We start from the raw sequence: 25,652 nt of genomic DNA on the forward strand, positions 1-25,652 counted from the left end.
GAAACCGCAGATTTTTGTGTTAAAATTACAATAATCTGCGGTTCTTAAAGCGTTTAGGATGTCGAATTATTTTGCGGCTACCCTCCAAATTACCCCACTTACATCGTCTGCAACCAAAAGTGCACCATCAGGCGTTAACGTTACACCTACTGGGCGCCCATAAACCTCTGCTTTTTGGGCATCAGAAATAAAGCCTGTTAAAAAATCTTCCATTTTACCAGCAGGCTTTCCATTTTTAAAGGGCACAAATGCAACTTTATAACCGGATATGGCTGAGCGGTTCCAAGAACCATGCTGACCAATAAACGCACCGCCTTGATATTTTGCTGGGAATTTGTCTCCCTTATAGAATGCTAAACCTAATGATGCCGTATGTGCACCAACTGGAACATCGGGAGCGATTGCTTTTTTAACCAATTCTGGATTTTGGCCTTTTAATCTTGGGTCTTCATTTTGGCCGTAATACGAATAAGGCCAGCCATAAAATGCACCTGGTTTTACACTTGTAATGTAATCGGGTACCAAATCATCACCTAAACCATCGCGTTCATTTACTGCCGTCCATAACATGTTGGTTCCTGGTGCCCAATCTAGCCCCACAGGATTACGCAAGCCACTGGCGTATATTTTCTCTCCAGATCCATCCGGATTAATTTCTAAAATGTTGGCCCTTCTTTTCTCATTTTCCATGCCATTTTCACCAACATTACTGCCCGATCCAACACTGACATAAATTTTACTTTTATCGGCATTGGTTATTAAATTACGTGTCCAATGGTTGTTGTAACCGCCAGCAGGTAAGCTCAATATGGTTTTGCTAGGTCCATTAACCTTAGTATCGCCAGCTTTATATGGAAACTGTAAAATGCCGTTAGTGTTGGCTACATAAAAATGATTGCCAATAATCGCCATGCCATAAGGTTGATTTAAATTCGTTAAAAAAGTGGTAACCAATTCAGGTTTGCCATCTTTGTCGGCATCTCTGTAAAGCAGAATGGTATTTGCACTTTTACCCGGCACTTCCGATTTAGATTTTCCGGTAACGGCATTTGCAACGGCTTCTGCTGTACTTCTTTCTGAGTTGGTGAGCACCACAAGCACATCGCCATTTGGCGTAATAATCATATTGCGTGGACTTTTTATATCTGAAGCAAATTTGGTCACCACAAAACCTTCTGGTGCAATGGGCATTTTGCCAGCAGGCCAACCCACAACTTTACTAAATTTACTTTTTGATGCCGTTGTATCTGGAGCAGGAAGTTTGATATCTTCTACCTTGGTTTCAACTTCTGTGGTGGTTTTCGTTTCGTTTTCTTGCGATCCTGATTTGGATTGACAACCAAAAAAGGTTACTGCCGAACATAGGGCTGTATATAAAATCTTGTTTTTCATTTTTTATAAATTGATGGGTGGGATAAGTTCACAAAAAAGATAAACACCGCACCATGGAAATATGTTTGTAACTAATCTGTTTAGTGCTTACGCTTCCAGCTTCGGTCTTTTCCCTTTAGTCTTTCAGCTTCAGTCTTTCCCTTTAGTCTTTCCCCTTTAGTCTTTGAGCTTTGATCTTTCCCCTTTAGTCTTTCAGCTTTGATCTTTCAGCTTTAGTCTTTTAGCTTTAGTCTTTCAGCTTTGATCTTTAGTCTTTCAGCTTCGTTCTTTAGTCTTCCCGCTTTTCGTCTCCCCCTTTATTCTTTTGAAACTTTAAATAACATTGCCGTGTTCCTAAATTCATCTGATTATTTTATCTTTAGGCGATTTTAAAAATAATCGTTTTTTTTAACGCAAACTCGATTAATCATTAACCTTAATAAGCAAAATCAAAATACACATGTCAAATACATCAAAAATTATCTACACCAAAACCGATGAGGCGCCAATGTTGGCAACCTACTCACTTTTACCTATTGTACAAGCTTTTACCGCATCAGCAGGTATTGATGTAGAAACCAGAGATATTTCTTTAGCAGGAAGAATTCTGGCAAACTTTCCGGAGTATTTAAAAGACGATCAAAAAATTGGTGATGCATTGGCTGAGCTTGGCACTTTGGCAAACACTCCAGAAGCGAACATCATAAAATTACCGAATATCTCGGCATCCATCCCTCAATTGGTTGGTGCGATTACCGAATTGCAATCGCAAGGATACAACATTCCAAATTATCCTGATAATGCACAAACGGAAGAAGAAAAAGCAATAAAGTCCAAATATGCAAAGGTTTTAGGCTCGGCGGTAAACCCGGTTTTGCGTGAAGGTAATTCAGATCGTAGAGCGCCAAAGGCCGTAAAAAATTACGCCAAAACCAATCCTCATTCGATGGGAAAATGGTCTGCAGATTCGAAAACCAAGGTGGCCAGTATGACTGAAGGTGATTTTTATGGATCAGAGAAATCGGTAACCGTTGCAGAAGCCTCACAATTTAAAATAGAATTTGTAGGTACAGATGGAACAGTAAAAGAATTAAAAGGTTTAGCACCTTTAAAAGCTGGCGAAGTGATTGACAGTTCGGCTTTGAGCTTATCCGCTTTGAAAACGTTCGTTGCAAAAGAAATTGCAGTGGCAAAGGCAGAAGGCGTTTTGTTATCGGCGCACTTAAAAGCCACGATGATGAAAGTTTCTGATCCACTAATCTTTGGTGCGATTGTGGAAGTTTACTTTGCTGATGTGTTTGCTAAATATGCAGATGTGTTTAAGGAACTAAACGTAGATACAAGTAATGGGTTAGGGGATGTATATGCGAAAATAGCAGGCAACCCTAAACAAGCAGAAGTTGAAGCTGCTTTAGCTGCGGCGATTGAAAATGGTCCGGCGTTAGCCATGGTAAATTCTGATAAAGGCATTACCAATCTTCACGTTCCATCTGATGTAATTGTAGATGCTTCTATGCCAGCTATGATTCGTACTTCGGGCCAAATGTGGAACAAAGATGGTAAGCCACAAGATACCATTGCTTTAATACCAGATCGTTGTTATGCAGGAGTTTACACCGCCACTATTGATGATTGTAAAGCACATGGGGCTTTTGATGTAACCACAATGGGCTCAGTTCCGAATGTAGGATTAATGGCCCAAAAAGCAGAAGAATATGGTTCGCACGATAAAACTTTCCAAGCTTCGGGTAATGGAATTATCCGTGTTACTGATGCTGCTGGTAATGTTTTCTTTGATCAAAAGGTAGAAAAGGGAGATATTTTCCGCATGTGCCAAACTAAAGATGCACCCATCCAAGATTGGGTTAAACTCGCTGTTAACAGAGCACGTTTATCAGAAACACCAGCTATTTTTTGGTTGGATGAAAATAGAGCGCACGATAGAGAGATTATTGCCAAAGTAAACACTTACTTAAAAGATTACGACACGGCAGGTTTAGACATTAGAATTTTATCTCCAATTGAGGCGACTAAATTTACTTTAGAAAGAATTCGTAAAGGTGAGGATACCATCTCGGTAACAGGTAACGTATTGCGTGATTATTTAACCGATTTATTCCCTATATTAGAATTAGGAACTTCTGCAAAAATGTTATCTATTGTTCCGTTGATGAATGGTGGTGGTTTATTTGAAACTGGTGCGGGTGGTTCTGCTCCAAAACACATCGAACAATTTATTGAAGAAGGTTATTTGCGTTGGGATTCGTTAGGTGAGTTCTTAGCCCTACAAGCTTCTTTAGAGCATTTGGCTCAAACACAGAACAATGCAAAGGCGCAAGTACTTGCTGATGCTTTGGATGAGGCTAACGCTAAATTTTTGGCTACGGATAAATCGCCAGGTAGAAAATTAGGCACGATAGATAATCGTGGTTCTCACTTTTATTTGGCTTTGTATTGGGCAGAAGCATTGGCTGCTCAATCTAAAGATGCTGATTTGAAGGCCAGATTTGCGCCTTTAGCAAAAGCCCTAATTGAGAATGAAACGAAAATTAATGAAGAGTTAATTGCTTCGCAAGGGAAACCTCAAAACATTGGTGGTTACTACAACCCTAACGATGATTTGGCAAGCAAGGCCATGCGTCCAAGTGAAATATTGAACAGCACTTTGGCTTCTTTGTAAGCCAATTTTTCCTATAATTGAAAACGCCTTGAATCGCATCAAGGCGTTTTTTTTATATAAGCCAGCCTTGTATTTGCCTATTTTGCGTGAGGGATAGGAGCGGTATCCTTTTTTTTAAAGCTTCGAGAAGAAAACGCAAATTCAACAGCAGCCTTAGGGCTTTAAAAAAAAGATTTAGCGGATAGCCCGACCCTTGCGCAGCTTGGGGCACGCCCAAATAATTCTTTCCATTAACTTGCTTTGAAAACAAACCTTATTGCCCTCGATTTGTTATCTTCATATAAAATAAAGGAGACCAATACCATGGCAAATAACGAAAATCAAGGATCGAACGATAAAATACATAGCACTACAGAAAATAGCGAAATTAACAAAGAAAACCTTTCTTACGATGAAACCAAGCAAAGCTATGAGCTGGATGTAAAAGGAGAGGATGCAGATTACGACCACCCTATGGGATATGAAACGGTTGCCGTTGGTGCGAAGGATGATGATTCTACTTATGACGAAGCCAACCCTTATGTAGGTGATGAATATGCAAGCGATGAAGAAATTGCAAATGATAATTTAGAGGAGTTGGGTATGCATGTAGATAACGGTGAAAGTGTAAAACTGAGTCCTGAAGATGAAATTTTGGCCCGCACACCAGAAGATAACCGCGACGACCTGGATGAAGAAGGTTATCCAATTAACGACGAACCCGAAAAATAGTCACAGCGATCGCCATCTTAACGATGGTTATTTGACGAAAAACAATCATAATTAAGGAAGCAGGATGATACCAGATATTGTCCTGCTTTTTTGGTATTAGGGTGTAAGAAAATGTATGCTATGGATTGATATCCAGATTAAACCGCCTGCGTAAATCATCAAGCTTGGGATTTTTGTTTACCAAATAGTCGTACTTTTCTCGGTTTCCGTACAGCCTATTTTCAATTTTACGCTCAACAAGTTTAAAAGTAATGTCAACGGCGAAATTTTGCAACTGATGACGTAAAAAATTCATGAGTTCTACTGACTCTTGCTGCACCAACTGTTCTTGTGTTTTGCTCTCGACCGAAATCTCGATCAACGTGGGATTTAGAAGTGTTGGCGGAAAGTTATTTAAGATGGTAAATAGGTTAATTTTATCTGCCCCTTTAAGTATTTTAATATAGTTGTTCCAAACTTCCAGTAGCCGATCATAACTGAATGCCTCTCTGGCATCGCCGGTGGCTTTCTTGGGTCCATTATCTTCCTCGCCATTGGCCACCCGATTTAAATCGTTTAAAGATGGAATGAGTGTGCTGGCTGCATTAACCTTTGGGATATTGATGCTGATGGAGGATGCAGAAGGCATGGTGCTTTGCCTGGGCGTCTCTTTAGGTTTCTCTTCAACAGATTTACTTAAAGGGACTTCTGTTTCAGGAAGTTTTTTGGCTGGATTGGATAAACTTTCACTCTCTGATTTTGAGATTAAACTTTCTGCCTGTGGTGCTTTCTCGGCTACGACATTAGTTTTTTTTTTATCCTGATCGGAATCAGTTGCTGTATTATCTGTGTTTAAAGGCTGTTGGGCGAGTTGAACTACAGATCGGATGTGGCACATCTTAATCAATGCAAGTTCTACTTGGAGCCTTTGGTTTTTTGAGTTTTTGTAATTTAAATCGCAGGTATTGGCTAAGTTAAGTGCCGTTAGCAAAAAGGAGAGTTCCGTTTTCCTGCATTGATCTAAATATTTCTGCTTAATGTTTTCGCTAACCTCTAAAAGTTTAATGGTAGCGGCATCTTTACCCACCAACAAATTACGGAAATGTGTGGCAAGTCCGTTTATAAAGTTGTTTCCATCGAAGCCATTATTCAAAATTTCATCGAATAACAGTAAGGTATCACTAACCTCTGCTGCGGTGAGGTGGTTGGTGAGTTTAAAAAAGTAATCGTAATCTAAAATATTTAGGTTATCAATTACGGATTTATAAGTGATGTTTTTATTGGCGTAACTGGCAATTTGGTCGAACATGGAAAGCGCATCGCGCAAACCACCATCGGCTTTTTGTGCTATGATGTGCAAACCATCAGGTTCGTATGCGATGCTTTCTCGCTGAGCGATGGTAGCCAAATGACTCGAAATATCTTCTACCTGTATTCTGTTGAAATCAAAAATCTGGCATCGGGATAAGATCGTCGGCAAGATTTTGTGTTTCTCAGTTGTAGCTAAGATGAAAATGGCGTAAGATGGTGGTTCTTCTAGCGTTTTAAGGAAAGCATTAAATGCATTGGCCGAGAGCATGTGCACCTCATCAATGATATAGATTTTATACTTTCCGGCTTGTGGGGGTATGCGTACTTGCTCAATCAAACTCCGAATATCATCAACCGAGTTATTTGATGCCGCATCTAGCTCATGTATGTTGAAAGAATGACCGGTTTGGAAAGAAACGCAATTTTCGCATTGTCCGCAAGCCTCAATATCTGCTGTAGGGTTGGTACAGTTAATCGTTTTGGCTAAAATCCTGGCACAGGTGGTTTTACCTACACCTCTGGGTCCGCAAAATAAAAATGCTTGTGCGAGTTGATTGTTTTTGATGGCATTTTTAAGCGTGCCTGTAATATGCTGTTGCCCCACAACGGTTTCGAACGTAGCCGGGCGGTATTTACGGGCAGAAACAATAAAATTTTCCATCGGCACGAAAATAGGAATTTTTTATGGAGTTGAAATGTGCTGAAGTTGGAATGTTGAAAAGTTGATTCGGAACTATTTAATCACCGATTTTAATTCGTGTCGGTATTGTGAAGCACTTTTGCCGGTAAATTCTTTAAATATTTTATTGAAATGGCTAAAGTTATTGAAACCACTTTCAAACGAAATGTTAGCAATGCTGATGGGTTTTTCGGCCAACAATTTAGATGCGTGCACCACCCGATATTCATTTACGAAGCGAGTAAAGGTTTTTTTGGTGATTTTTTTAAAGTATCTACAAAATGAAGGCACCGTCATGCTCGCCATTTCGGCAACCGCCTCTAAACTAATTTGATTTTGAAAGTGATCTTTCACATAATTAAAAACCATGTTAATGCGGTCGTTATCCTGTACCTGCATTTCCATTGAAAAACCTGCGGCATTCAAAATTTTGTAATCATTTGTGCTTTCCAGTTCTTTCAAAACGCCAATCAAAGTAAGTAGCTTGTTAAAGGGGCCTTGCTCATCCATCATTTCAATACGTTTACCTACCGCCAATTTAGTTTCCATCCCGAAAGCAATTCCGCCTTTGGCTTTATCAAAAAGCGCTTTTATGCCCACAATCTCCTTTAAGTTTAAAAAATCGTCTCCCAAAAAATCGGGCATCATTTGAATTACAGTTTCATTTTTGTTGCCCGTGTTGGTGTCTGTAAAACCGCAATGGGGCAAATTGCTACCAATCAAAATCAAATCGCCCTCAGTATAGTAAGAAACATGACTTCCAATTTGTCTTTTGCCTGCGCCACCATTTACGTAAACCATCTCAACCTCAGGATGGTAATGCCAAAGATGGGCCATGTTGTTGGCATTTTGCACATACTTAGCGTATCGGAAAGAACTCCCAAAAGATGGTTCTATGGCTTCGAAACTGGGTTTTAATGTTTTCATGATTTATCACTCAAACTTAACTAAAAAAAATATACTTTATTGTTCTGTATACATTATTATGATAATTTTTAGGGTAATATAGCATAGAAATAGGAAAATATGCAATTCACTATTAATCAGGCCTGTACTTAATTTAGCATTATCAAATCATCACACACATTTTAAACAATTTGGTTATGAAAAATTTCTTAAAAATCGGCTTAATCGCAATAATCTTTTTCTCGGCTTCAGGCGCATCTGCAAATGATGATGTTTTCACTTTAAAAGTGAAGAATGAGAAAGAAAAGAACATTCGTTTTTTCATCAACGAGGCTAATGACATTACCCTTTCTTTATACGGAAGTGGCGAAGAAAAATTATTCGAAGAAAAAATCCACACTGACGCGCCTTCTACCAAAACCTATAATTTAGAAGAATTTCCTGATGGGAACTACACTTTAAAAGTAGAGACAGGCAGTAAATTGGCCGAATATGATGTGGTAATTGGAAATGGTTTAGCCTTGGTATCTGCACCAACCGTAACAGAGGTTTTAAAACCGGTGATTACCAAAAACGATAAGGTAATTACCCTTAATGTAGAAAGTAAAGATAAGAACCCAATAAAAGTTCAGGTTTTTAATGAGTTTAATGAAGAATTATATTCTGAAACTTTTACAGATAGAGCACAGGTGACCAAAAATTCTATGCCGGCCAAACGGATTCTAAAGTATTAACTTTCATCGTAAAATCGAACAAGCAAACGTTTATAAAAAACGTTGACGCCAATTAATCCCCGCTAATTTGAAAATACAAAAAGGAGATTGTCTTTATGATGATCTCCTTTTTTTTGTTAAGCATGTTTTGACACAATTTTTTCAGGTAGACCATCCTAAACCATTTGGATAAATGCTGGAAGTGATTCCTTTTTGCAATATCACAACTCTAACTTTAAAGCCTCTCTGTATGATTCACTTATCAACACTTCCAATCCGTTTTTCAGCAGGATTTTGTTGCCTTTCTTGTTTACAATATGTACCGTTGAAATAATATAAGACTTACTTACCCTTTCAAATATTTTAAACGGTTTAAGTTCTTGCTCAATATCGGATAATTTGTAATGTATAGATAAGGTTTCATCCAATGTATAAATGTTAATGTAATTACCATTTCCTTCAACAGCAATTACATCTTTAAGGTGCATTTTTACTATAGAATGCTTACCTGACTTAATAAATACATACGGATTTTCAGATTTAAACTCATTAATCAATCTGAATACAACCCGTTCAAATTTTTTAAAGTCGAAGGGCTTATGTAAAAAAGCTCTTGCATTAATCGGATAGCCATCGACGGCGTAATTCATATATCCACTTACTAAAACTAGTTTTTTGATTTTAGTTGATACCTGTTTAGCAAGCTCAAATCCAGTTAGTTCTGGCATTTCAATATCTGTAAATAAGAAATCTATAGGTTCTTTGAGTGCTTGAATGTCGGTTAAAGCAAGCAATGCGTTGGTATAACTCTTTTTTAGAGTAAGCATTGGTATTTTAAGAATAAATTCTTCCAATTGCTCTACTGCAACAAGATCATCATCAATTACAATACAAGAAAATGTCATCCAAATAGTTAATTAAGTTTTGCTATGGGGATGAAAAATGAATAGGGGATGTTGTTGATAATGATACGAATATAAAAGAAAATTTTAAATATGATTTTGAAAATTTCGATTTTGAATAATATTTTGGGCATTTGGAATAAAAACTTTAAAATTTTAAAAAAATTCTTTCCAAATTAGATTATTGGTTTTTCAAAGAGCCAATATCTGCCAAAATCCCTTAGGCGTTTTACATCCCAGCAATTGTGGTATATCCAATTTTTAAAGCTGCTAACCAAATCAAAATAATGCTGAAATATCATATTTAGAATTTACAAATACTATAATGGGAATTGTCGAACCCAAAAAAGAGACGGTCACAAAAATTAAACAAAAATGAAAAATTCAGAAAGTTTAAAAAAGTTTCAAGGGAATGAAATAAGCAGGGCTGAAATGAAGAATGTATTCGGCGGGCAAGGTTTTGTAAGTGACGGAACAGTTACCAGAGCAGGAACAACTCCTTCAACAGACAGCACTTCAGTATGTATTAAGACGACTACGAGGAGTTTAATCGTTGATACGTCTGGGCTATTTAACTCTTCGATAGTCCAACTTGACTCTCCGCGGTGCTAGGTGGGGTCTTAAAATAAAGTGGTATCAGAATTGGTACCACTTTTCAGTTATTCCCGTCTAGTTATCTCTAACACAAGCCTAATTTTTATTCTTTAAAAATAATCATGAGGAATCTTCTATATTTTTGCCATTTTAATTATACAAATTTCCTTAATGCATATGCTCAGACTTATGATGCCAAACTCAAAAATATTATTTTATCGTTAATCAAGCCGAAGGCAATATTCAATTGGGCAATTCTCTGTTCTATAATCGTAAAACCCTAAAGAAGATATGGCATCCAGAAATTTTTCCATCAATTTTTCAAGAATTCATAAATAAAAAACAAGAACTCAGGTTTTTTTTAGCTCTAATTTATCCAATATTAATTACAGCTGCTAAGGAATTTCATTAACAACTGAAGTAAGAGCAATCAGTGGTTGAGATAGTGGCAGTACCGGATCTTTAGGCAGTGAATAGGAATATAAAAGAATATTTTAGATAAGATTTCGAAAATTTCGATTTTGAATAATATTTTGGGCATTTGGAATAAAAACTTAAAATTTCTAAAAAACTTTTTCCACTTTCGATTATTGGTTTTTCGAAAAGCCAATATCTGCCAAAATCCCTTAGGCGTTTTACATCCCAGCAATTGTGGTATATCCAATTTTTGAAGCTGCTAACCAAATTAACAGGAGATGAACTTTTTTAATGCTCAAATTACAAATGTAGAATTCGTTACCCAAAAACTTATACAATTAATTGGCGTAAAGGTTAATAAGAAAACGATTTCAGAATCTTTAAAAAACCATCCCGACTATCCAAGCTTATTAAGTATTAGTGATTGTTTGACGGAGTTTAAAATAGTCAATCAAGGATATAATATCTCGCGTTCAGACTATGATCCTGAAGACTTATTGTTCCCTTTCTTGGCTCATTGTAAGGAAGATAACGGCAAATTACTTATAGTTACCCATATAAACGACGGAATTGTAACTTTTACGGATGAGCATAATAAGAGCGCTAATATAACTGAAGAGGAGTTTTTGAAACGATGGGATGGCATTGCCTTGCATGCGGAAAAGACTGCGCAAAGTGGAGAAGTAAATTTCTGGGATAACTATCTAAAGTTTTTTCTCCAAGGCCTTGTTCTACCACTCGGTTCTCTATTGGTTCTGAGTACGTTGTTTTTTGTATTAGGCTCCGCATCATTTTCATGGCCTAGTGTAGTACTGTGTTTAGTTAAGTTTTTAGGACTTTGTGTGTCTATTTTATTATTGATGCAAAGCATTAATTCCAATAATCCATTAATAAAAAACTTATGCGGTTTAGGCGGTAAAAATGATTGTAATGCAATCCTAAAATCAGATGCTTCCAAAATTACCAGTTGGTTAAGTTGGAGCGAGGTAGGGTTTTTCTATTTTGCTGGGTCATTGCTACAACTTATTTTTAATCCATCATCAATTAACTTTTTGGCTTGGTTAAATGTTTTTGCTTTGCCCTATACCATTTATTCAATTGGTTATCAGTTGCGCTTTAAAAAATGGTGTGTACTTTGCTGCGTTGTGCAGTTCCTATTGGTGTTAGAATTTGTTAATGCTTTGGGTTTTGGCCTTTTTACTTTTAGCTTCGGTCTTTCAGCTTTAAACTTCTTTCATTTCGTTATATGTTTCCTCACTCCAATTCTAATTTGGGCTTTTTTAAAACCATTCTTTTTGAACGCTGTACAGTTAGCACCCATCAAAGAACAGTTGAAAAAATTCAAATACGATTCTAATCTATTTAACCAAGTGCTTACGAATCAGCCGCGTTATGCCATACATGATGACCTGATGCCGATTACCTTGGGTAACACTAATGCTGAAAATATCATCACGATGGTCAGCAACCCTGTTTGTGGGCCTTGCAGCAAGGCTCATAAGTCCATAATGAATTTGCTGGAATCCAGCGATGATTTAAGACTAAACATCATATTCAGTACGAACAATGATAATGATGAACGAACGAAAGTTGCGCAACATTTAACGGCTTATGGGAATGTAAATAGCCAGCAAGAGACAGAAAATATTTTGAGATATTGGTACGAAGACAGCTTGCAATACAAGCAACTTGCTGAAAAGTACCCCTTAAAATTTAACGGAGAAATTGCCCAGGCGTTAGAAAAACAGAAAAACTGGTGTGATATTGCTGAGATGAAATTTACCCCAACTATTCTAATTAATGGTTATAAATTACCAGAACCATATGGTGTAGATGATTTAAAATACCTTGTTATATAGTGTTTTTAGAATAATGACTTTATACTAATAGCCTATTGAAAATTTTTTGCGCAAAAATAAGCCTTTCGGTTGCAAACGAATAGCCTAAACAAAAATACCGACTAAATCGGTATCGCCTAAGTTGCCCTTGCGTGAATGGACAACATAACTTTAAAAAAAAAGTAAAATTTGAATTATGAAAAAAGCCAAGTTTACAAATGAAAATGTTTTAAGTCGTGAACAGCTAAAAAATGTTAATGGAGGAAAAGTTCCTACGGAAGATGCCTGTCTTGCATACGTAACTAATCATTCTTGTCCAAACACATACGCGACTCTTAATGAGGCAATAGCTGGGTGCGATCAAGGATGTACTGGCATCACTTTAACTTACATTTGTTAATATTTAATCATAAGACGCCTTGAGGAAACAAAGGGCGTCTTATTTGATAACGATCATTTGATAAATAATTATGAGTAATAGATTTATATCATTGTTCCTTTTTTTGATGTTCTTTTTTTTAATGGTAAAAGCTCAATCATCAATTCTTGGAAAGGCGGTAAATGTTACCATCAACACTGTAAACTATCAAGATAATCATTTATCAAAATTTTCAGCGGTTATTGATAGTTTAACAAAAAAAGCTTTAGATTCTATAAAAAAAAGCAACTCTTTGATTGATAAAAGTGAAAAAATAAATGATTCTTGTAGATTAAAATTGTTTGTGCAATCAGAAGTTATGGGAACAGAAAAGCTCTATGATTTGCCAGCTGTAGCATATGGTAGATTTGAATATTTTAATCGCATTTCATTGTATAATGGCGCAAACAACGTTTTGTTAATGAAGACTGATGATATATATAAAGACTTGCCAGACCTCATTATTAATAATATTAATGAATTATATGATAGAATACATAAGATACTAAATAGTCAGTTAAGTATTTTTGTTTTTAGCACTCAGGAGAATCTTTCTTCAATGGTTGATGAAGAAAGAAATGCTATCATTAATTTTAATGGAATTGATAGCGAAGATATGAAGATTGATCAAGAAAAGATGATTAATCTTTTAATAAATAATATGCTTATAAATCAGCAGAATAACTTTCACTTCAACTACAAGGCAAATTATCCAAATTCAAAAATGAGGCAAAACTCCCATAATGAAAAAGGCGATATCATTAATTTAAATATTAAAGTAGTGAGGGTTAAGGATAATTATGTACTGGATTTATTGTTTAAAAGTACGAAAGAATTGAAATTTAGCCAATCTGTCTTTGGTCAAATAGCACAGTCTAGTCCTGTTCGACTATCGTTTTATATTTCTGGTGATGATGTTTTAAATGGATGCTATACTGATGTGATTTTTGATATAAATAAATCTTTGTATAAGTTTTTACTGTTTAATCTAGAGCCAAAAAAATAATTAAAAATTTACTTCAACGAAATTCACATTTTACCTAAATACCAATACAAAAGATGCCGCTCTACTTATTTAATAATCGACACGAAATAATAATACTAAGCTAACATCCAACGATAGCAAGTTCAGAATTTCATAGCATCAACAAGGGGTAAGGAGGTATTAAGCTAAGATAATACTTTTATAACCTACGTTGACAGGAACCTACACTACACAGTTTCCTTGATCGACATAACAATATTTTTATTAATCTAATACTATGATTAGAATTCTATTATTTCTGTATCTAGTCCAATTTGGATTGGTCGGATATGCACAAAAAAAGAAGTTTATTTTAAACGGCGAAGTGATTGGAGAACAAAAATTTAAAAATGCATTTTTATTCGACAATAACTATAACCAAATAGGTAAGCGACGAATTATTGAAGGTTTTTTTTCGTTTACTGGAGAATATTTTTCAGAACAACCAGACGAGTTTGGCGAAATAGGTTTGGGGACTTTATTGTTGAGCAATTTGGACACAGTCTTAAATGAGGAATCCTTGTTCCCCTCAAAGCCATTTGTCAGAATGCTAATAATGGAGCCAAACATTAATGTTCCTTACATTTCCTCTAAAAATAAATTTCTCGTTACCGGAGGTAAGCTCAATGAAGTGCAGAACTTATTCTATGAAAACGATTACCTATATAAGAATAAGACTGATAGTGCTTTTACCTCTATTGATGTGAAGTTAAAAAATGATGTTTTAAATAAGCAAGAGAAGAAGAAGATTAAAAGACAGTTGTTTAGTGAGCAAAAGGCACTAGAATTTTACTTGATTGAGAAAAATAAAGATTCAAGGGTTGCCATGTTTAATTTTAACGATTTTACATCTATCCCAATTGTGCCTATAGAGAAGTGTTTTACCCTTTATCATTCATTCCCCGACAGCTTAAAAAAAAGCAAGTATGGTAGTCATACGCTAAGTTTGATGGAGGACTTGGCCGAGCAAATGAAACCGAGCTTAAAAACGGCAAATCGTATGCCTTTTTTTACACTTGTAAATACCGAGAATAAAGTTCTTAATAGCAAAGATTTGCTGAATAAATATACTTTGATAGATTTTTGGGCCAGTTGGTGCAATCCGTGTAGGGCAGAGGCCCCAAATTTGAAACTCGCTTATCAAAAATATCACAAAAAAGGTTTTAATATTATTTCCATATCAATCGATGCAGAGAAGGATAAACTTAAGTGGTTAACTGCAATTAAGGTAGATAAGATTGAAGATTTCATTAATTTATTTAATCCTGGAGCAGCATCGGGAATAGGAAAAGAATTAAATATAAATGCCATTCCCGCGAATTACCTTATTGATAGTAAAGGAAATGTTGTTGGCCTTAATTTACGAGGAAGTGATTTAGAAAATAGATTAGCTCAACTTTTCAAGGAATGAAGAAATCTGAGAAATTAAAATATGAAAAATAGATCAAAAATCCACAAAATCATGGCTGATAGTGGTGGAGATTATTACAAATGTTGTAACTACCAAAATTGTACTTCGCATGGTGGCAGCTGCTATGTTCCAAGTAATGCGAAGGGAACTTGCAATAGTTGATGGAAATGCGCTGCTTAAATAGTTTTCGGTCACTTAGAAATAAGGGACCCCGTTATTAAGATAAACTTATGACTTTTATGAAGACATCAATAATAATTATTGGCTTCTTGTTCTTACTGAAAATTGTCAGCGCCCAAGATAACAGTAGTAAAACAAACTTTGAGAACAAACTCAGTTGGGAGCAAATTAGGTTAAAAGCCGCAGAAGCCAATAAATTTATTTTTCTTGACTTCCAAACATCTTGGTGTGCACCTTGCAAACGCATGGAGTCGGAAATATTTGTTCAGGACTCGGTAGCATCTGCATTGAACAAAAACTTTATTGCGGCACGTTATCAGTGCGATACTACACAAAATGATAGTCAAGAAACCAAAAGCAGATATCCTGAAGCATTGAAATTGGAGAAGGAATTGGGCGTGGAGGGTTATCCATCTTTTATCATTTTAAGTGCAAACGGTGAAATAGTCCATAGGATAGTGGGTTATAGGAATGCTACCGATTTTATCAGTGAGCTTGAGATGGCACTGCATCCAGAAACACAATATACTGGGCTAACTACACAATACAATAATGGAAAGCGAGATGCAGATTTTCTTTTGAAGCTTATTAACACGGCTACTAGGGTAAATGATTATGTTAAGCTGAATACTTATATAAACAGCTATCTCAAAACCCAAAAAAATCTTTTGACAAAAAAGAATATTGAATTTATTGTAATGGCAACAAAGAAAAGTACAGACATAGGTTTTAATCTGTTATCCCGTTATCCACAAAGAATTAATGCGGTGGTAGGTAAAGGTAAAGCTGAAGATATAGTTTCAGAAATTGTTTTCAATGAAGTCGCTATTTCTCACATCAGAGTAAGAGGGAAAGCTGAATTTAAGCCAGAGGCAATGATGACAATTTATAGTGGTGAAATTAAAAGAAGTGTTAATTGGAGTGAGTTGAAAAAAATAATGGATAGGAGATATCCGAAATTTTCATCAAGCATAATAAACTATACTAAATTGAACTACTATAGTTGGAACAAGGAATGGGAAAACCTTATAAAAGTAATCACCTCTCAATTACGTCAAAACATCTTAACCAATAAAACTTTTGAGAGAGCGGCTCAGGACATTTTATTTGGTTGTGATGATCAAAAATTAATTATGAACGTATTAAATTGGTATGATGTAAAATCCCTCCCTGTAAGCAAATATAGTTTCTGGACAAAATCAGACTTACTTTTTAAGATTGGTAAAACTAAAGAAGCCGTGTTTGAGCTAGAGGCTCATAAAAGTGAGGCCGATTCTTACCAAAATAAATCAATTGAAAATGCGATTAAAAAAATGCAGATGGGCAAGAGCAGGTGGGATGATTAACTCATCGGCTATCTACCTGATTTCCTTCGGCTAATATTGTAACGGAACGTTCTGAGGCGATACCTCAATCAGATAGATAAGACACAGCATATTCGGTCATGGAATGTACTGAAAATGAGGATTGGCATTGAGGATCTCTAAAAAATTAGAAATATTTTTTAACTCTAATAAGGCTAGGCCCAAGCGATGTAACTGCTATATAGGTGGGTACACTATTCTGTTAACAACTTCCTTGATTTACATCAAAACATACAAAATAATTAAATTGATAATTGAAAAAATTCCCATTTTACAAACAGCCAGATTCTAAAGATTGCGGCCCTACCTGCTTAAGGATAGTTGCTAAATATTATAATAAAGTTATCCCCTTACAGCAGGTTCGAAATTTAAGCGAAACCACGAGAGAGGGCAGCAGTTTGTTAGGCCTAAGCGATGCTGCGGAAAATATTGGTTTTAAATCTTTAGGTGTAAAGATTAATTTTGAAATACTGAAAAATGAGGTGTCAATGCCATGTATTGTGCATTGGAATAAAGTGCATTTTGTGGTGGTTTATAAAATTGATAAACAGGATAAGGTTCATATATCCGATCCAAGCTACGGGCTTATAACCTACAGTAAACAGGAATTTTTAAAATTTTGGATTGGTAATAATGCACATGAAAAAACTGAAGAGGGTGTTGCTTTATTGTTAGAAACCACTCCAAAATTCAGCAAGAGCATTTGGGAGGATACGAATTCTAAAACTAGTTTTTCCTTCCTTTTTGCATACTTAAATAAGTACAAAAGCCTGGTTTTACAGTTAATTATTGGTTTAGCTGCTGGTAGTTTATTTTCATTAATTTTTCCTTTTCTTACTCAAAGTATTGTAGATATTGGAATTCAGAATCAAGATTTGAATTTTATTTACTTGGTTCTTGCGGCCCAGGTTATGTTATTTATAGGCAGTTCATCCATAGAAATTATCAGAAGTTGGATACTGCTTCATTTAAGTACTCGAATAAATATCTCAATAGTATCTGATTTTTTCATTAAGCTAATGAAACTACCCATTGGCTTTTTCGATACACGCATGACAGGCGATATCATGCAACGCATAAATGATCACCACAGAATTGAGCAATTTCTCACAAATGCTACATTAAGTACGCTTTTTTCGTTGTTCAATTTCATTGTATTCAGTTGTATTTTAGCTTATTACAATATATATATATTCTTGGTTTTTTTATTTTCAAGCTTATGCTACTTAGGTTGGATATTGTTTTTCCTTAAAAAGAGAAGAGAGCTAGATTATAAACGATTTTCGCAGGTTTCAGAAGAACAAAGCAAAGTGATCGAACTGGTAAACGGAATGCAGGAGATTAAAATTCATAATGCCGAGAAACAGAAGCGTTGGGCTTGGGAATTTGTCCAAATCAAGCTTTTTAAAGTTGGAATGCAGGCCCTTACCCTGGAGCAATATCAAAGTGTCGGATCGAGCCTGATTAATCAATTGAAAAACATTGTCATCACATTTTTATCAGCTTCATTGGTAATTAAGGGCGACCTAACCTTAGGTATGATGCTTTCCGTTCAATATATCATTGGACAATTAGATGCTCCATTATCTCAAATGGTAAACTTTTTTAGACAAATGCAAGATGCCAAAATAAGTTTAGAAAGACTGGGAGAAATTCACGATAAACAAGATGAAGAACCACTATCTCCAGATGGATCAACAGATAAAATACACGATATAGAAATTGCAGATATTGAACTTAAAAACCTAAGTTTTAGATATACAGGTTCGCCAGACTTTGTGGTGGATAACATTAGTTTTGTTATTCCAAAACAGAAAACTACAGCTATCGTAGGTGCTAGTGGAAGCGGTAAAACTACCTTGATGAAGTTGTTAATGAAATTTTACGATCCTGTTGTTGGAGAGGTTAAGGTCGGTCATCATAATTTAATAAATCTTTCTCAAAAGTCTTGGCGAGATCTCTGTGGAGTAGTGATGCAGGATGGCTTCATCTTTAATGATACAATTGCCAACAATATTGCTATAGGCGAAGACTTTATCGATAAAAAACGATTGTTGCAAGCTGTAGAAACAGCCAACATAAAGGAATACATTGAAAGTTTACCGCTCAGTTACAACTCGAAAATTGGAAACGAAGGGATTGGAATGAGTGGAGGACAAAGGCAAAGAATATTAATTGCAAGAGCTGTATATAAAAACCCTGCATATATTTTCTTTGATGAAGCAACATCTGCATTAGATGCAAATACAGAAAAGGTAATTATCGAAAATTTAAATGAGTTTTTAAAAAACAAGACGGCTGTTATTGTAGCCCATAGGCTAAGCACGGTTAAGCACGCCGATAAAATTATTGTTATGGATAAGGGAAAGATTATTGAGGAAGGCACACATAAGGATTTAGTTGCATTGAGAGGTGAATATTATAGATTGGTTAAAAATCAATTAGAGTTAGGAAATTAAATATGCAAGATAAATTAGATGAATTACAGCTTCGTTCTGAAGCCGTTCATGAGGTACTAAGCGAACCTCCATCTTGGATGATTCGTTGGGGAATTACGGTTATTTTTACCTTCTTAATTTTAATTTTGATTGCATCCTGGATTGTAAAATACCCAGAATTTATTCCTGCCCAGGTGCAAATTACAACGCAATATCCGCCAGAAAAACTTGAGGCAAGAACAAATGGTAAATTAGAAAGAATTTTAATTCGAAACCAACAAACTGTACGAGCGGGACAGGTGTTGGCCAACTTTGAAACGAGCGCTAACTATCAGCATATTTTGATGCTGAAATCTGTTTTAGATACGCTGAAACCTAATTTCGAAGTATTTCATTTTCCAATAAATAAATTAAGAACCCTCCAATTGGGTGAAATACAGCCAGCTTTTATTCAGTTTGAGAAATCCTATTTGCAGTACGTTTTGCAACAAAAGTTACAGCCTTACAAGGTAGAAACAGTTGCTGGACAAGAAACATTATCCGAACAATCTGCTCAAATGCAACACTTAATTATTCAAAGAAAATTAGAGCAAGTCAAATTGAATTTAGCTGAACAAGATTACAATAGGCATCAAAAATTATTTAATAATGGAGTAATTTCAGCGGTTGAATTTGAGCAGAAGAAAATTGCGTTGCTACAGGCTCAACAAGCGCTGCAAAGTGTCGATATATCTCTTTCGTCACAAGCCAATGCAATTTCGGCCACCAAAAAAAACATACACGGTAGCTCCATTTCAAAACAAAAAGATGATACCAATTTTTTAGTTGAAACACTACAGTCTTTAGATCAGCTCAAAAAATCATTAAAAGATTGGGAGCATATGTATTTACTTACCTCTTCTATTGATGGAAAAGTGAGCTTTCAACAGTATTGGGGCGAAAATCAGTTTGTAAAGTCAGGAGAAGTTGTTTTCGTTATTTTGCCTACAAGTACGAAATCTTTAATTGGTAAATTAATTGTTCCAGCGGCTAACACGGGGAAAATCAAAACCGGGCAGAGAATTATAATAAAGCTGGATAATTATCCATATCAGCAGTTTGGAACAGTGGAGGGAAGAATTAAGAACATTTCATTAGCGCCTGATAAGGATGGTAATTATTTTATTGAGGCCGAATTGCCTAACAATCTTGAAACCTCACAAAAAAAGGAACTTGAGTTTGACAAAGAATTACGTGGGTCTGCAGAAATTGTAACTGAAGATTTGAGGTTATTGGAGCGCTTTTTTTATCAATTTAGGAATATCTTTAAGTAGGAAATTAAATTGAGGATTATTAGTTTTTTATCCATGCCTCAGGATTTGATGTAAATGAAGCAGCAATCGAACCTTTTTCTAATTAAAGGTTTGATTTTAAGAAATATATTGCTACTTTTGCAACCCCGTAATATACCTCGGGATTAACAAATTAAAAACATAATTTATAACAATGAATCAGTACGAAACTGTTATCGTTCTAACCCCATTGTTATCTGAGGAAGCATCGAAAGAGGCATTAGCCAAATTCAAAGCTGTTCTTGTAGATAACGGTGCCGAAATTATCCAAGAGGATAATTGGGGTTTGAGAAAATTAGCGTATCCGATTGAGAAAAAATCAAACGGATTCTTCAACTTAACTGAATACAAAGCTTCAGGTGATTTGATCGCAAAATTAGAGCTTCAATTAAAACGCGATGAGCGTGTGTTACGTTTCTTAACTATCCGTTTAGATAAACACGCTGTTGCTTACAATGAGAAAAAACGTAGTGGTGCGTTTAACAAAAAAACTAAGGAGGTTGCAGCGTAATGGCAAGAGAACAAATACAATACGTAACCGCCCCTAAAGTAGAGGATAACCGTAAAAAATATTGCCGTTTCAAGAAAAACGGCATTAAATACATCGATTACAAGGATGCAAATTTCTTGTTGAAATTTATTAACGATCAAGGTAAATTATTACCGCGCCGTTTAACTGGTACTTCGTTAAAATTCCAACGTAAAGTGGCTCAAGCAGTTAAACGTGCTCGTCACATCGGTTTGTTACCTTTCGTTGCAGATCAATTAAAATAGGAGGCTCAGAGATATGGAAATTATTTTAAAACAAGATATTAAAGGCCTTGGCGAGAAAGATGATGTAGTTAATGTAAAACCAGGTTATGGTCGTAACTATTTAATCCCTCAAGGATTTGGCGCTTTGGCTACTTCTTCTGCTAAAAAAGTTTTAGCTGAAAATTTAAAGCAAGCTGCTTTTAAACAAGATAAAATTAAGAAAGATGCTGAAGGTATTGCTGAGCGTTTAACGTCCGTTAAACTTTCTATCGGTGCTAAAGCTGGCGAAAGCGGAAAAATCTTCGGAGCGGTTAATACCATCCAGATTGCTGAAGCATTAAAAGCGCAAGGCTTTGATGTAGATCGTCGTCGTATTACTTTCGAAACTGAACCTAAATTTGTTGGCGAATATGTTGCTAACTTAAACTTACACAAAGAAGTTAAAGTTCAAGTTCCTTTTGAAGTAATTGCTGAATAAGCATTCTTTAAAAATCATAAAAAAAGTCCTTTCATTTTTTTGAAAGGACTTTTTTTATGCACTTATTTACCCTTTTGGTGTAGTTGGTCTAATCTCAATCTTACTTGGTAAAGTTCTCGCAGGCATGGCTAATAAATCTACAACGAGTTTACCCATATCTTCTGGCTGGATTTTCCAAGCATCTTCTTCCGCATTCGGATTGTGATCGTTAAAGTGGGTAGCAACCGAACCTGGCATAATGGTACTAACTTTTATTCCGTGGCTTCTCAAATCCAGCATAATCGATTGTGTAAAGCCAGTTAAGCCAAATTTACTGGCATTGTAGGCAGAACCCCCTGCAAAAAAGTTTGTGCCGGCCAAACTCGATATGGTAAAAATATAGCCTTTAGTTTTTTTAATCTCTGCTAAACCGGCCTTAATGCTGTAAAAAACACCTGTAAGGTTGGTGTCTATCGTTTCATTCCAAAGGGCTACATCCAAATCTTCAATCGGTGCGAAATGCCCAACACCAGCATTGGCAATTAACACATCTAGTTGTCCCCATTTTTCAATAATGAGATTAACTGCCTCTTGTTGTGACTGGTAGTCTTTTACATCCGCTTCTATGGCTAAAATGTCGCCATGCGCAACCAATTGTGAAGCTGCAGCATTTGCCGCATCCAGCGTTCTACTGCTAATGGCTACTTTATAACCATCCTTTAAAAGTGCTTCGGCAATACCAAAACCTATTCCTTTACTTCCTCCTGTTATGAGGGCTACTTTTATGCTCATGATAATTCTTTTTGATTTTAACGATTGAAAGGCAAATATGTTTAATAACAATTCAAATATGGTTAAATGAATGTAATTACCCTGATTGTAAAAATTATACAGACATTTAGATTTTATTAACTTTGAAGCATGACCAAAACTACTCGATCTAAAACCAAAGCAAAGCATCCACTTTTAAAGAAGATAACCAATATTGCCACTAAAGTATTTTTGTATTTTTTATTGGTATCTATTTTTTGGGTTATTGCCTTACGTTTCATCAATCCACCCATAACACTATTGATGGTATTAAGGAATATTGAACGCAAGGCGGATGGTAAGCCATTTAAAACGGAGAAAAAGTGGGTTAAATTTGAAAACATGTCTGACAATATGAAAAGAGCAGCAGTTTCGGCAGAAGACCAACTTTTTTTGAAGCATATAGGTTTCGATGTTAAAGCCATCGAAAAAGCCTTCGCTAGTAATGCAAAAGGAAAAAAAGTGAAGGGGGGAAGTACTATTTCTCAGCAAACGGCAAAAAACGTTTTCCTTTGGCCAGGCAGATCGTGGATTAGGAAAGGTTTTGAGGCTTATTTTACCTTGTTAATCGAGATTTTTTGGAGTAAAGAAAGAATTTTAGAAGTTTATTTAAATGTGATTGAAATGGGCGATGGCATTTATGGTGCTGAAGCTGCCGCGCAAGAATATTATGGCAAATCCTGCACTAAACTCACTAAAAATCAGGCCGCATTAATTGCCTCCTGCTTTCCAAATCCGAGAAGGTGGACACCCAACAACGCCACGCCTTATATTCGGCACAGGCAATATCTAATTTTAAGAAATATGAGAAGGTTGGGGCCACTCGATTTTTAATGAAGATCGACCTCTAAGTACATAACCAAATAATAAGAACAAAACATGAAGTTTACAAGATTTAAAACATTTTTCATCTGCATACTTTTTAGTCAAACCGTGTGGTCTCAAGAATCAGTAGGGGAGATTGTAGAGTACAAAAAAACCAATCATGGTATAGAAGGCAGTACCTTAAAACATTATTTCAAAATATCAGTATATAACCCGAACTGTATCCGCTTGCAGGTTTCTGGAAAAAAGAATATCGAGGATTTCTCCTTTGCGCTGGTCAGTGAAAAAATGCCAGATTTTTCTAATTTCAAAATCCTAGATAATGCCAATGTTTTAACCATTTCTACAGATAAAATTGTAGCAGAAATTCAGAAAAAACCATATTTTAAAATCACCTATAAAAATAACAGAGGCGAAATTATAAACGAAGATTTAGACGGAAAGGCCCTAGGAACAACCTTTCAAGGAGATAAAGTAACGGTTTATAAAAAACACTTTGGAGAGCGTTTTGTAGGAATGGGAGAGTCGCTGGGAAATTTAGACAGAAGTAAATCAATCGTTACTACTTGGAATACAGATTATTACAAATATGACGATGCTAAAGTGCCTATGTACATTAGTGTTCCTTTTTATATCGGGATTTTGAAAGATAAAGTTTATGGAATTTACTACGACAACACCCACAAAGGAACTTTTAATTTCGGAGCTTCCAATAAGCGCTTCATGTCTGTGAGTTTTGATGGTGGGGATATGGATTATTTCTTTATTCACGATAGTTCTGTTGCCAAGGTTATTGAAAATTATACCGCCTTAACCGGCAGGATGCCACTTCCACCGAAATGGAGTATCGGTTATCAACAATCCAGATGCAGTTATTACAATGAAAGCCAGGTAAATTTTATTGCAAATACCTTCCGAGAGAAAAAAATTCCCTTAGATGGAATTGTTTTGGATGCAGACTATTTAGTTGATTATGAGCCTTTTCGAATTGATACAAAAAAGTTCCCCGACATGAAAAAAATGGCCTCGCAACTGAAGCTTAAAGGAATAGAACTTACGGCCTCTGTAAACCCTGGAATTAAAATAGATTCTAGCTACGGTGCTTATCAAAATGGAATCAAAGAAGATGTATTTCTAAAATACCAGGATGGAGAAAAGTACATTGCAGATATATATCCCAATACCAATCATTTCCCTGATTTTACCTATCCAAAAGCCAGAAACTGGTGGGCAGATCAAATGAAAGTCTATCAAGAAGTAGGTATAAATGGTTATTGGAATGATATGAATGAACCTGCCATTGATGGACAAATGATGCCCGATAACGTGGTGTTTAATTATAATGGAAGGATATCCAATACGGCAGAATCGCATAATTTGTATGGCTTTTTAATGGCACGCGCTTCTTTTGAATCCTTTAAGAAATATGGGGGCAATAAACGACCTTTCGTAATGACACGTTCTGCTTTTGCAGGTGTACAACGGTATTCGACGGTTTGGAGTGGCGACAATCAGGCTAAGGACGAGCATCTATTACTTGGGGTGCTGCTCAATAATCAAATGAGCTTATCAGGCATTCCATTTGTAGGGCCCGATTTGGGTGGTTACACCGGAGATGGGAACAAAGATTTGTACAAACGCTGGATAGAAGTTGGTGTTTTTTCTCCCTATTTGAGAAACCACCGAGAACAGTTTGCAGCCGCTAACGAACCTTGGGCCTATGGCGAAGAAAACGAATTGATTTCACAATCCTACATCAATTTTAGGTATCAGCTAATGCCATATTTGTATTCTAAATTTCAAGAAACCAGCCAAAATGGAATGCCAATAGCTAAAGCATTATGTTTAGATTATCCCTTCAACGAAAAGACATATGATCTTAATTATCAATATCAGTTCCTCTTTGGTGATGCCCTATTTATTGCTCCAGTAACTGGCAAGGAAAAGCAGAAAAAGGTTTATTTTCCAGATGATGTTTTTTATAATCTTTTCACGGATGAAAAAATAGAAGGAAATCAAGAAAAAGTAATTGATTTAGATGCCTATCACCTTCCAATTTTTGCAAAACAATCTTCAATTATCCCGCTGCAAAGTGTAACCCAAAGCACAAAGGAAAAGCCAGACGACGTATTGTTTGTTCATATTTATAATGGAAGCAAAAGAAATACATTTGCTTATTATGAAGATGATGGCGAAACGCTGAACTACGAGAAAGGGAGTTTTTATAAAAGGAATATAGAATTCAACCCAGATAAAAGAAGCATTACTTTTTCAAAAAAACAAGGTGAGTTTAAGTCAAACTTCACCAAAATCAAAATTATCATGCACGGTTTTAATGATGTTACTACCGCATTGAAATCGAAAAAAGAGCATTGCAAACCATTCGACCCTTTGGCCAATTTAGATCAAATTTATTATGATGCATTGGCCCTTAAAAACATGAGAATCAGCAATCAAATAAAAGAATCTCAAACCTTTGTGGTCGATAATAAAAATGAGGAGATAATCATTAATTACTAAACGTAAACACGTGGGATTTT

At 35.8% G+C, this 25,652-nt stretch carries 20 protein-coding genes; 15 read left to right on the forward strand and 5 right to left on the reverse strand.

The genetic code is table 11. From position 1 onward, the window contains the following. Positions 1–66: 66 nt before the first annotated feature. Positions 67–1,392, reverse strand: coding sequence for a PQQ-dependent sugar dehydrogenase (locus DHW03_RS17100; RefSeq protein ID WP_109927058.1), 1,326 nt, complete (start codon positions 1,390–1,392; stop codon positions 67–69). A gap of 439 nt (positions 1,393–1,831) precedes the next feature. Here DHW03_RS17100 and DHW03_RS17105 point away from each other — a divergent pair, with 439 nt between their 5' ends. After that, positions 1,832–4,051 carry an NADP-dependent isocitrate dehydrogenase gene (locus tag DHW03_RS17105; RefSeq protein WP_109927059.1) on the forward strand — a complete coding sequence of 740 codons (2,220 nt, stop codon included), beginning with the start codon at positions 1,832–1,834 and terminating at the stop codon, positions 4,049–4,051. Positions 4,052–4,354: 303 nt separating this feature from the next. Further along, positions 4,355–4,762 carry a hypothetical protein gene (locus tag DHW03_RS17110; protein ID WP_109927060.1) on the forward strand — a complete coding sequence of 136 codons (408 nt, stop codon included), beginning with the start codon at positions 4,355–4,357 and terminating at the stop codon, positions 4,760–4,762. Between the two features lie 118 nt (positions 4,763–4,880). On the opposite strand, the gene DHW03_RS17115 is transcribed toward DHW03_RS17110, so the two are convergent. Both DHW03_RS17115 and DHW03_RS17120 read right to left on the reverse strand, forming a co-directional pair. Further along, the gene (locus tag DHW03_RS17115; RefSeq protein ID WP_109927061.1) at positions 4,881–6,713 is read right to left on the reverse strand and encodes a DNA polymerase III subunit gamma/tau; all 1,833 of its coding nucleotides are present in this window, start codon (positions 6,711–6,713) and stop codon (positions 4,881–4,883) included. Positions 6,714–6,785: 72 nt separating this feature from the next. Beyond that, positions 6,786–7,658 carry an AraC family transcriptional regulator gene (locus DHW03_RS17120; RefSeq protein WP_109927062.1) on the reverse strand — a complete coding sequence of 291 codons (873 nt, stop codon included), beginning with the start codon at positions 7,656–7,658 and terminating at the stop codon, positions 6,786–6,788. 176 nt (positions 7,659–7,834) lie between these two features. Here DHW03_RS17120 and DHW03_RS17125 point away from each other — a divergent pair, with 176 nt between their 5' ends. Beyond that, the gene (locus tag DHW03_RS17125; protein ID WP_109927063.1) at positions 7,835–8,371 is read left to right on the forward strand and encodes a hypothetical protein; all 537 of its coding nucleotides are present in this window, start codon (positions 7,835–7,837) and stop codon (positions 8,369–8,371) included. Between the two features lie 200 nt (positions 8,372–8,571). Here the strand turns inward: DHW03_RS17125 and DHW03_RS17130 are convergent, their stop codons facing one another. Next, complete coding sequence (locus tag DHW03_RS17130; protein WP_109927064.1) at positions 8,572–9,255, reverse strand: LytR/AlgR family response regulator transcription factor; 684 nt, start codon at positions 9,253–9,255, stop codon at positions 8,572–8,574. A 1,286-nt stretch (positions 9,256–10,541) separates the two neighbouring features. Here DHW03_RS17130 and DHW03_RS17140 point away from each other — a divergent pair. From DHW03_RS17140 to rplI, 10 genes are all read left to right on the forward strand, one after another. Continuing rightward, on the forward strand, positions 10,542–12,122 hold the full coding sequence (locus tag DHW03_RS17140) for a thioredoxin domain-containing protein (protein ID WP_109927066.1): 1,581 nt from the start codon (positions 10,542–10,544) through the stop codon (positions 12,120–12,122). 175 nt (positions 12,123–12,297) lie between these two features. Beyond that, the gene (locus DHW03_RS17145) at positions 12,298–12,501 is read left to right on the forward strand and encodes a hypothetical protein (RefSeq protein ID WP_109927067.1); all 204 of its coding nucleotides are present in this window, start codon (positions 12,298–12,300) and stop codon (positions 12,499–12,501) included. A gap of 70 nt (positions 12,502–12,571) precedes the next feature. After that, positions 12,572–13,525, forward strand: coding sequence for a hypothetical protein (locus tag DHW03_RS17150; protein ID WP_133248546.1), 954 nt, complete (start codon positions 12,572–12,574; stop codon positions 13,523–13,525). 256 nt (positions 13,526–13,781) lie between these two features. Continuing rightward, on the forward strand, positions 13,782–14,954 hold the full coding sequence (locus DHW03_RS17155; protein WP_109927069.1) for a TlpA family protein disulfide reductase: 1,173 nt from the start codon (positions 13,782–13,784) through the stop codon (positions 14,952–14,954). Between the two features lie 239 nt (positions 14,955–15,193). Next, the gene (locus DHW03_RS17160; protein ID WP_165825455.1) at positions 15,194–16,480 is read left to right on the forward strand and encodes a thioredoxin family protein; all 1,287 of its coding nucleotides are present in this window, start codon (positions 15,194–15,196) and stop codon (positions 16,478–16,480) included. Between the two features lie 272 nt (positions 16,481–16,752). Beyond that, complete coding sequence (locus DHW03_RS17165; RefSeq protein ID WP_109927071.1) at positions 16,753–18,957, forward strand: peptidase domain-containing ABC transporter; 2,205 nt, start codon at positions 16,753–16,755, stop codon at positions 18,955–18,957. Between the two features lie 2 nt (positions 18,958–18,959). Continuing rightward, positions 18,960–20,249 (forward strand): HlyD family secretion protein, encoded by a 1,290-nt coding sequence (locus tag DHW03_RS17170; RefSeq protein WP_109927072.1) that lies wholly within the window; start codon positions 18,960–18,962, stop codon positions 20,247–20,249. 172 nt (positions 20,250–20,421) lie between these two features. Further along, complete coding sequence (gene rpsF, locus DHW03_RS17175) at positions 20,422–20,778, forward strand: 30S ribosomal protein S6 (RefSeq protein ID WP_109927073.1); 357 nt, start codon at positions 20,422–20,424, stop codon at positions 20,776–20,778. After that, positions 20,778–21,041, forward strand: a complete 264-nt coding sequence (gene rpsR / locus DHW03_RS17180; RefSeq protein ID WP_010599582.1) for a 30S ribosomal protein S18 — start codon at positions 20,778–20,780, stop codon at positions 21,039–21,041. The genes rpsF and rpsR overlap by 1 nt, the downstream gene beginning before the upstream one ends. A gap of 13 nt (positions 21,042–21,054) precedes the next feature. After that, positions 21,055–21,498: a 50S ribosomal protein L9 gene (rplI, locus tag DHW03_RS17185; RefSeq protein ID WP_109927074.1), complete on the forward strand. Its 444-nt coding sequence runs from the start codon at positions 21,055–21,057 to the stop codon at positions 21,496–21,498. Between the two features lie 66 nt (positions 21,499–21,564). On the opposite strand, the gene DHW03_RS17190 is transcribed toward rplI, so the two are convergent. Next, complete coding sequence (locus tag DHW03_RS17190; RefSeq protein WP_109927231.1) at positions 21,565–22,269, reverse strand: SDR family oxidoreductase; 705 nt, start codon at positions 22,267–22,269, stop codon at positions 21,565–21,567. Between the two features lie 129 nt (positions 22,270–22,398). Here DHW03_RS17190 and mtgA point away from each other — a divergent pair, with 129 nt between their 5' ends. Together mtgA and DHW03_RS17200 are read left to right on the forward strand one after the other, a co-directional pair. Next, positions 22,399–23,121, forward strand: coding sequence for a monofunctional biosynthetic peptidoglycan transglycosylase (gene mtgA / locus DHW03_RS17195; protein WP_109927075.1), 723 nt, complete (start codon positions 22,399–22,401; stop codon positions 23,119–23,121). A gap of 45 nt (positions 23,122–23,166) precedes the next feature. Beyond that, positions 23,167–25,632: a glycoside hydrolase family 31 protein gene (locus tag DHW03_RS17200; protein WP_109927076.1), complete on the forward strand. Its 2,466-nt coding sequence runs from the start codon at positions 23,167–23,169 to the stop codon at positions 25,630–25,632. Positions 25,633–25,652 lie beyond the last annotated feature (20 nt).

The sequence above is a fragment of the Pedobacter yonginensis genome (genome assembly GCF_003173595.1).
Classification (GTDB): Bacteria; Bacteroidota; Bacteroidia; order Sphingobacteriales; family Sphingobacteriaceae; genus Pedobacter; species Pedobacter yonginense.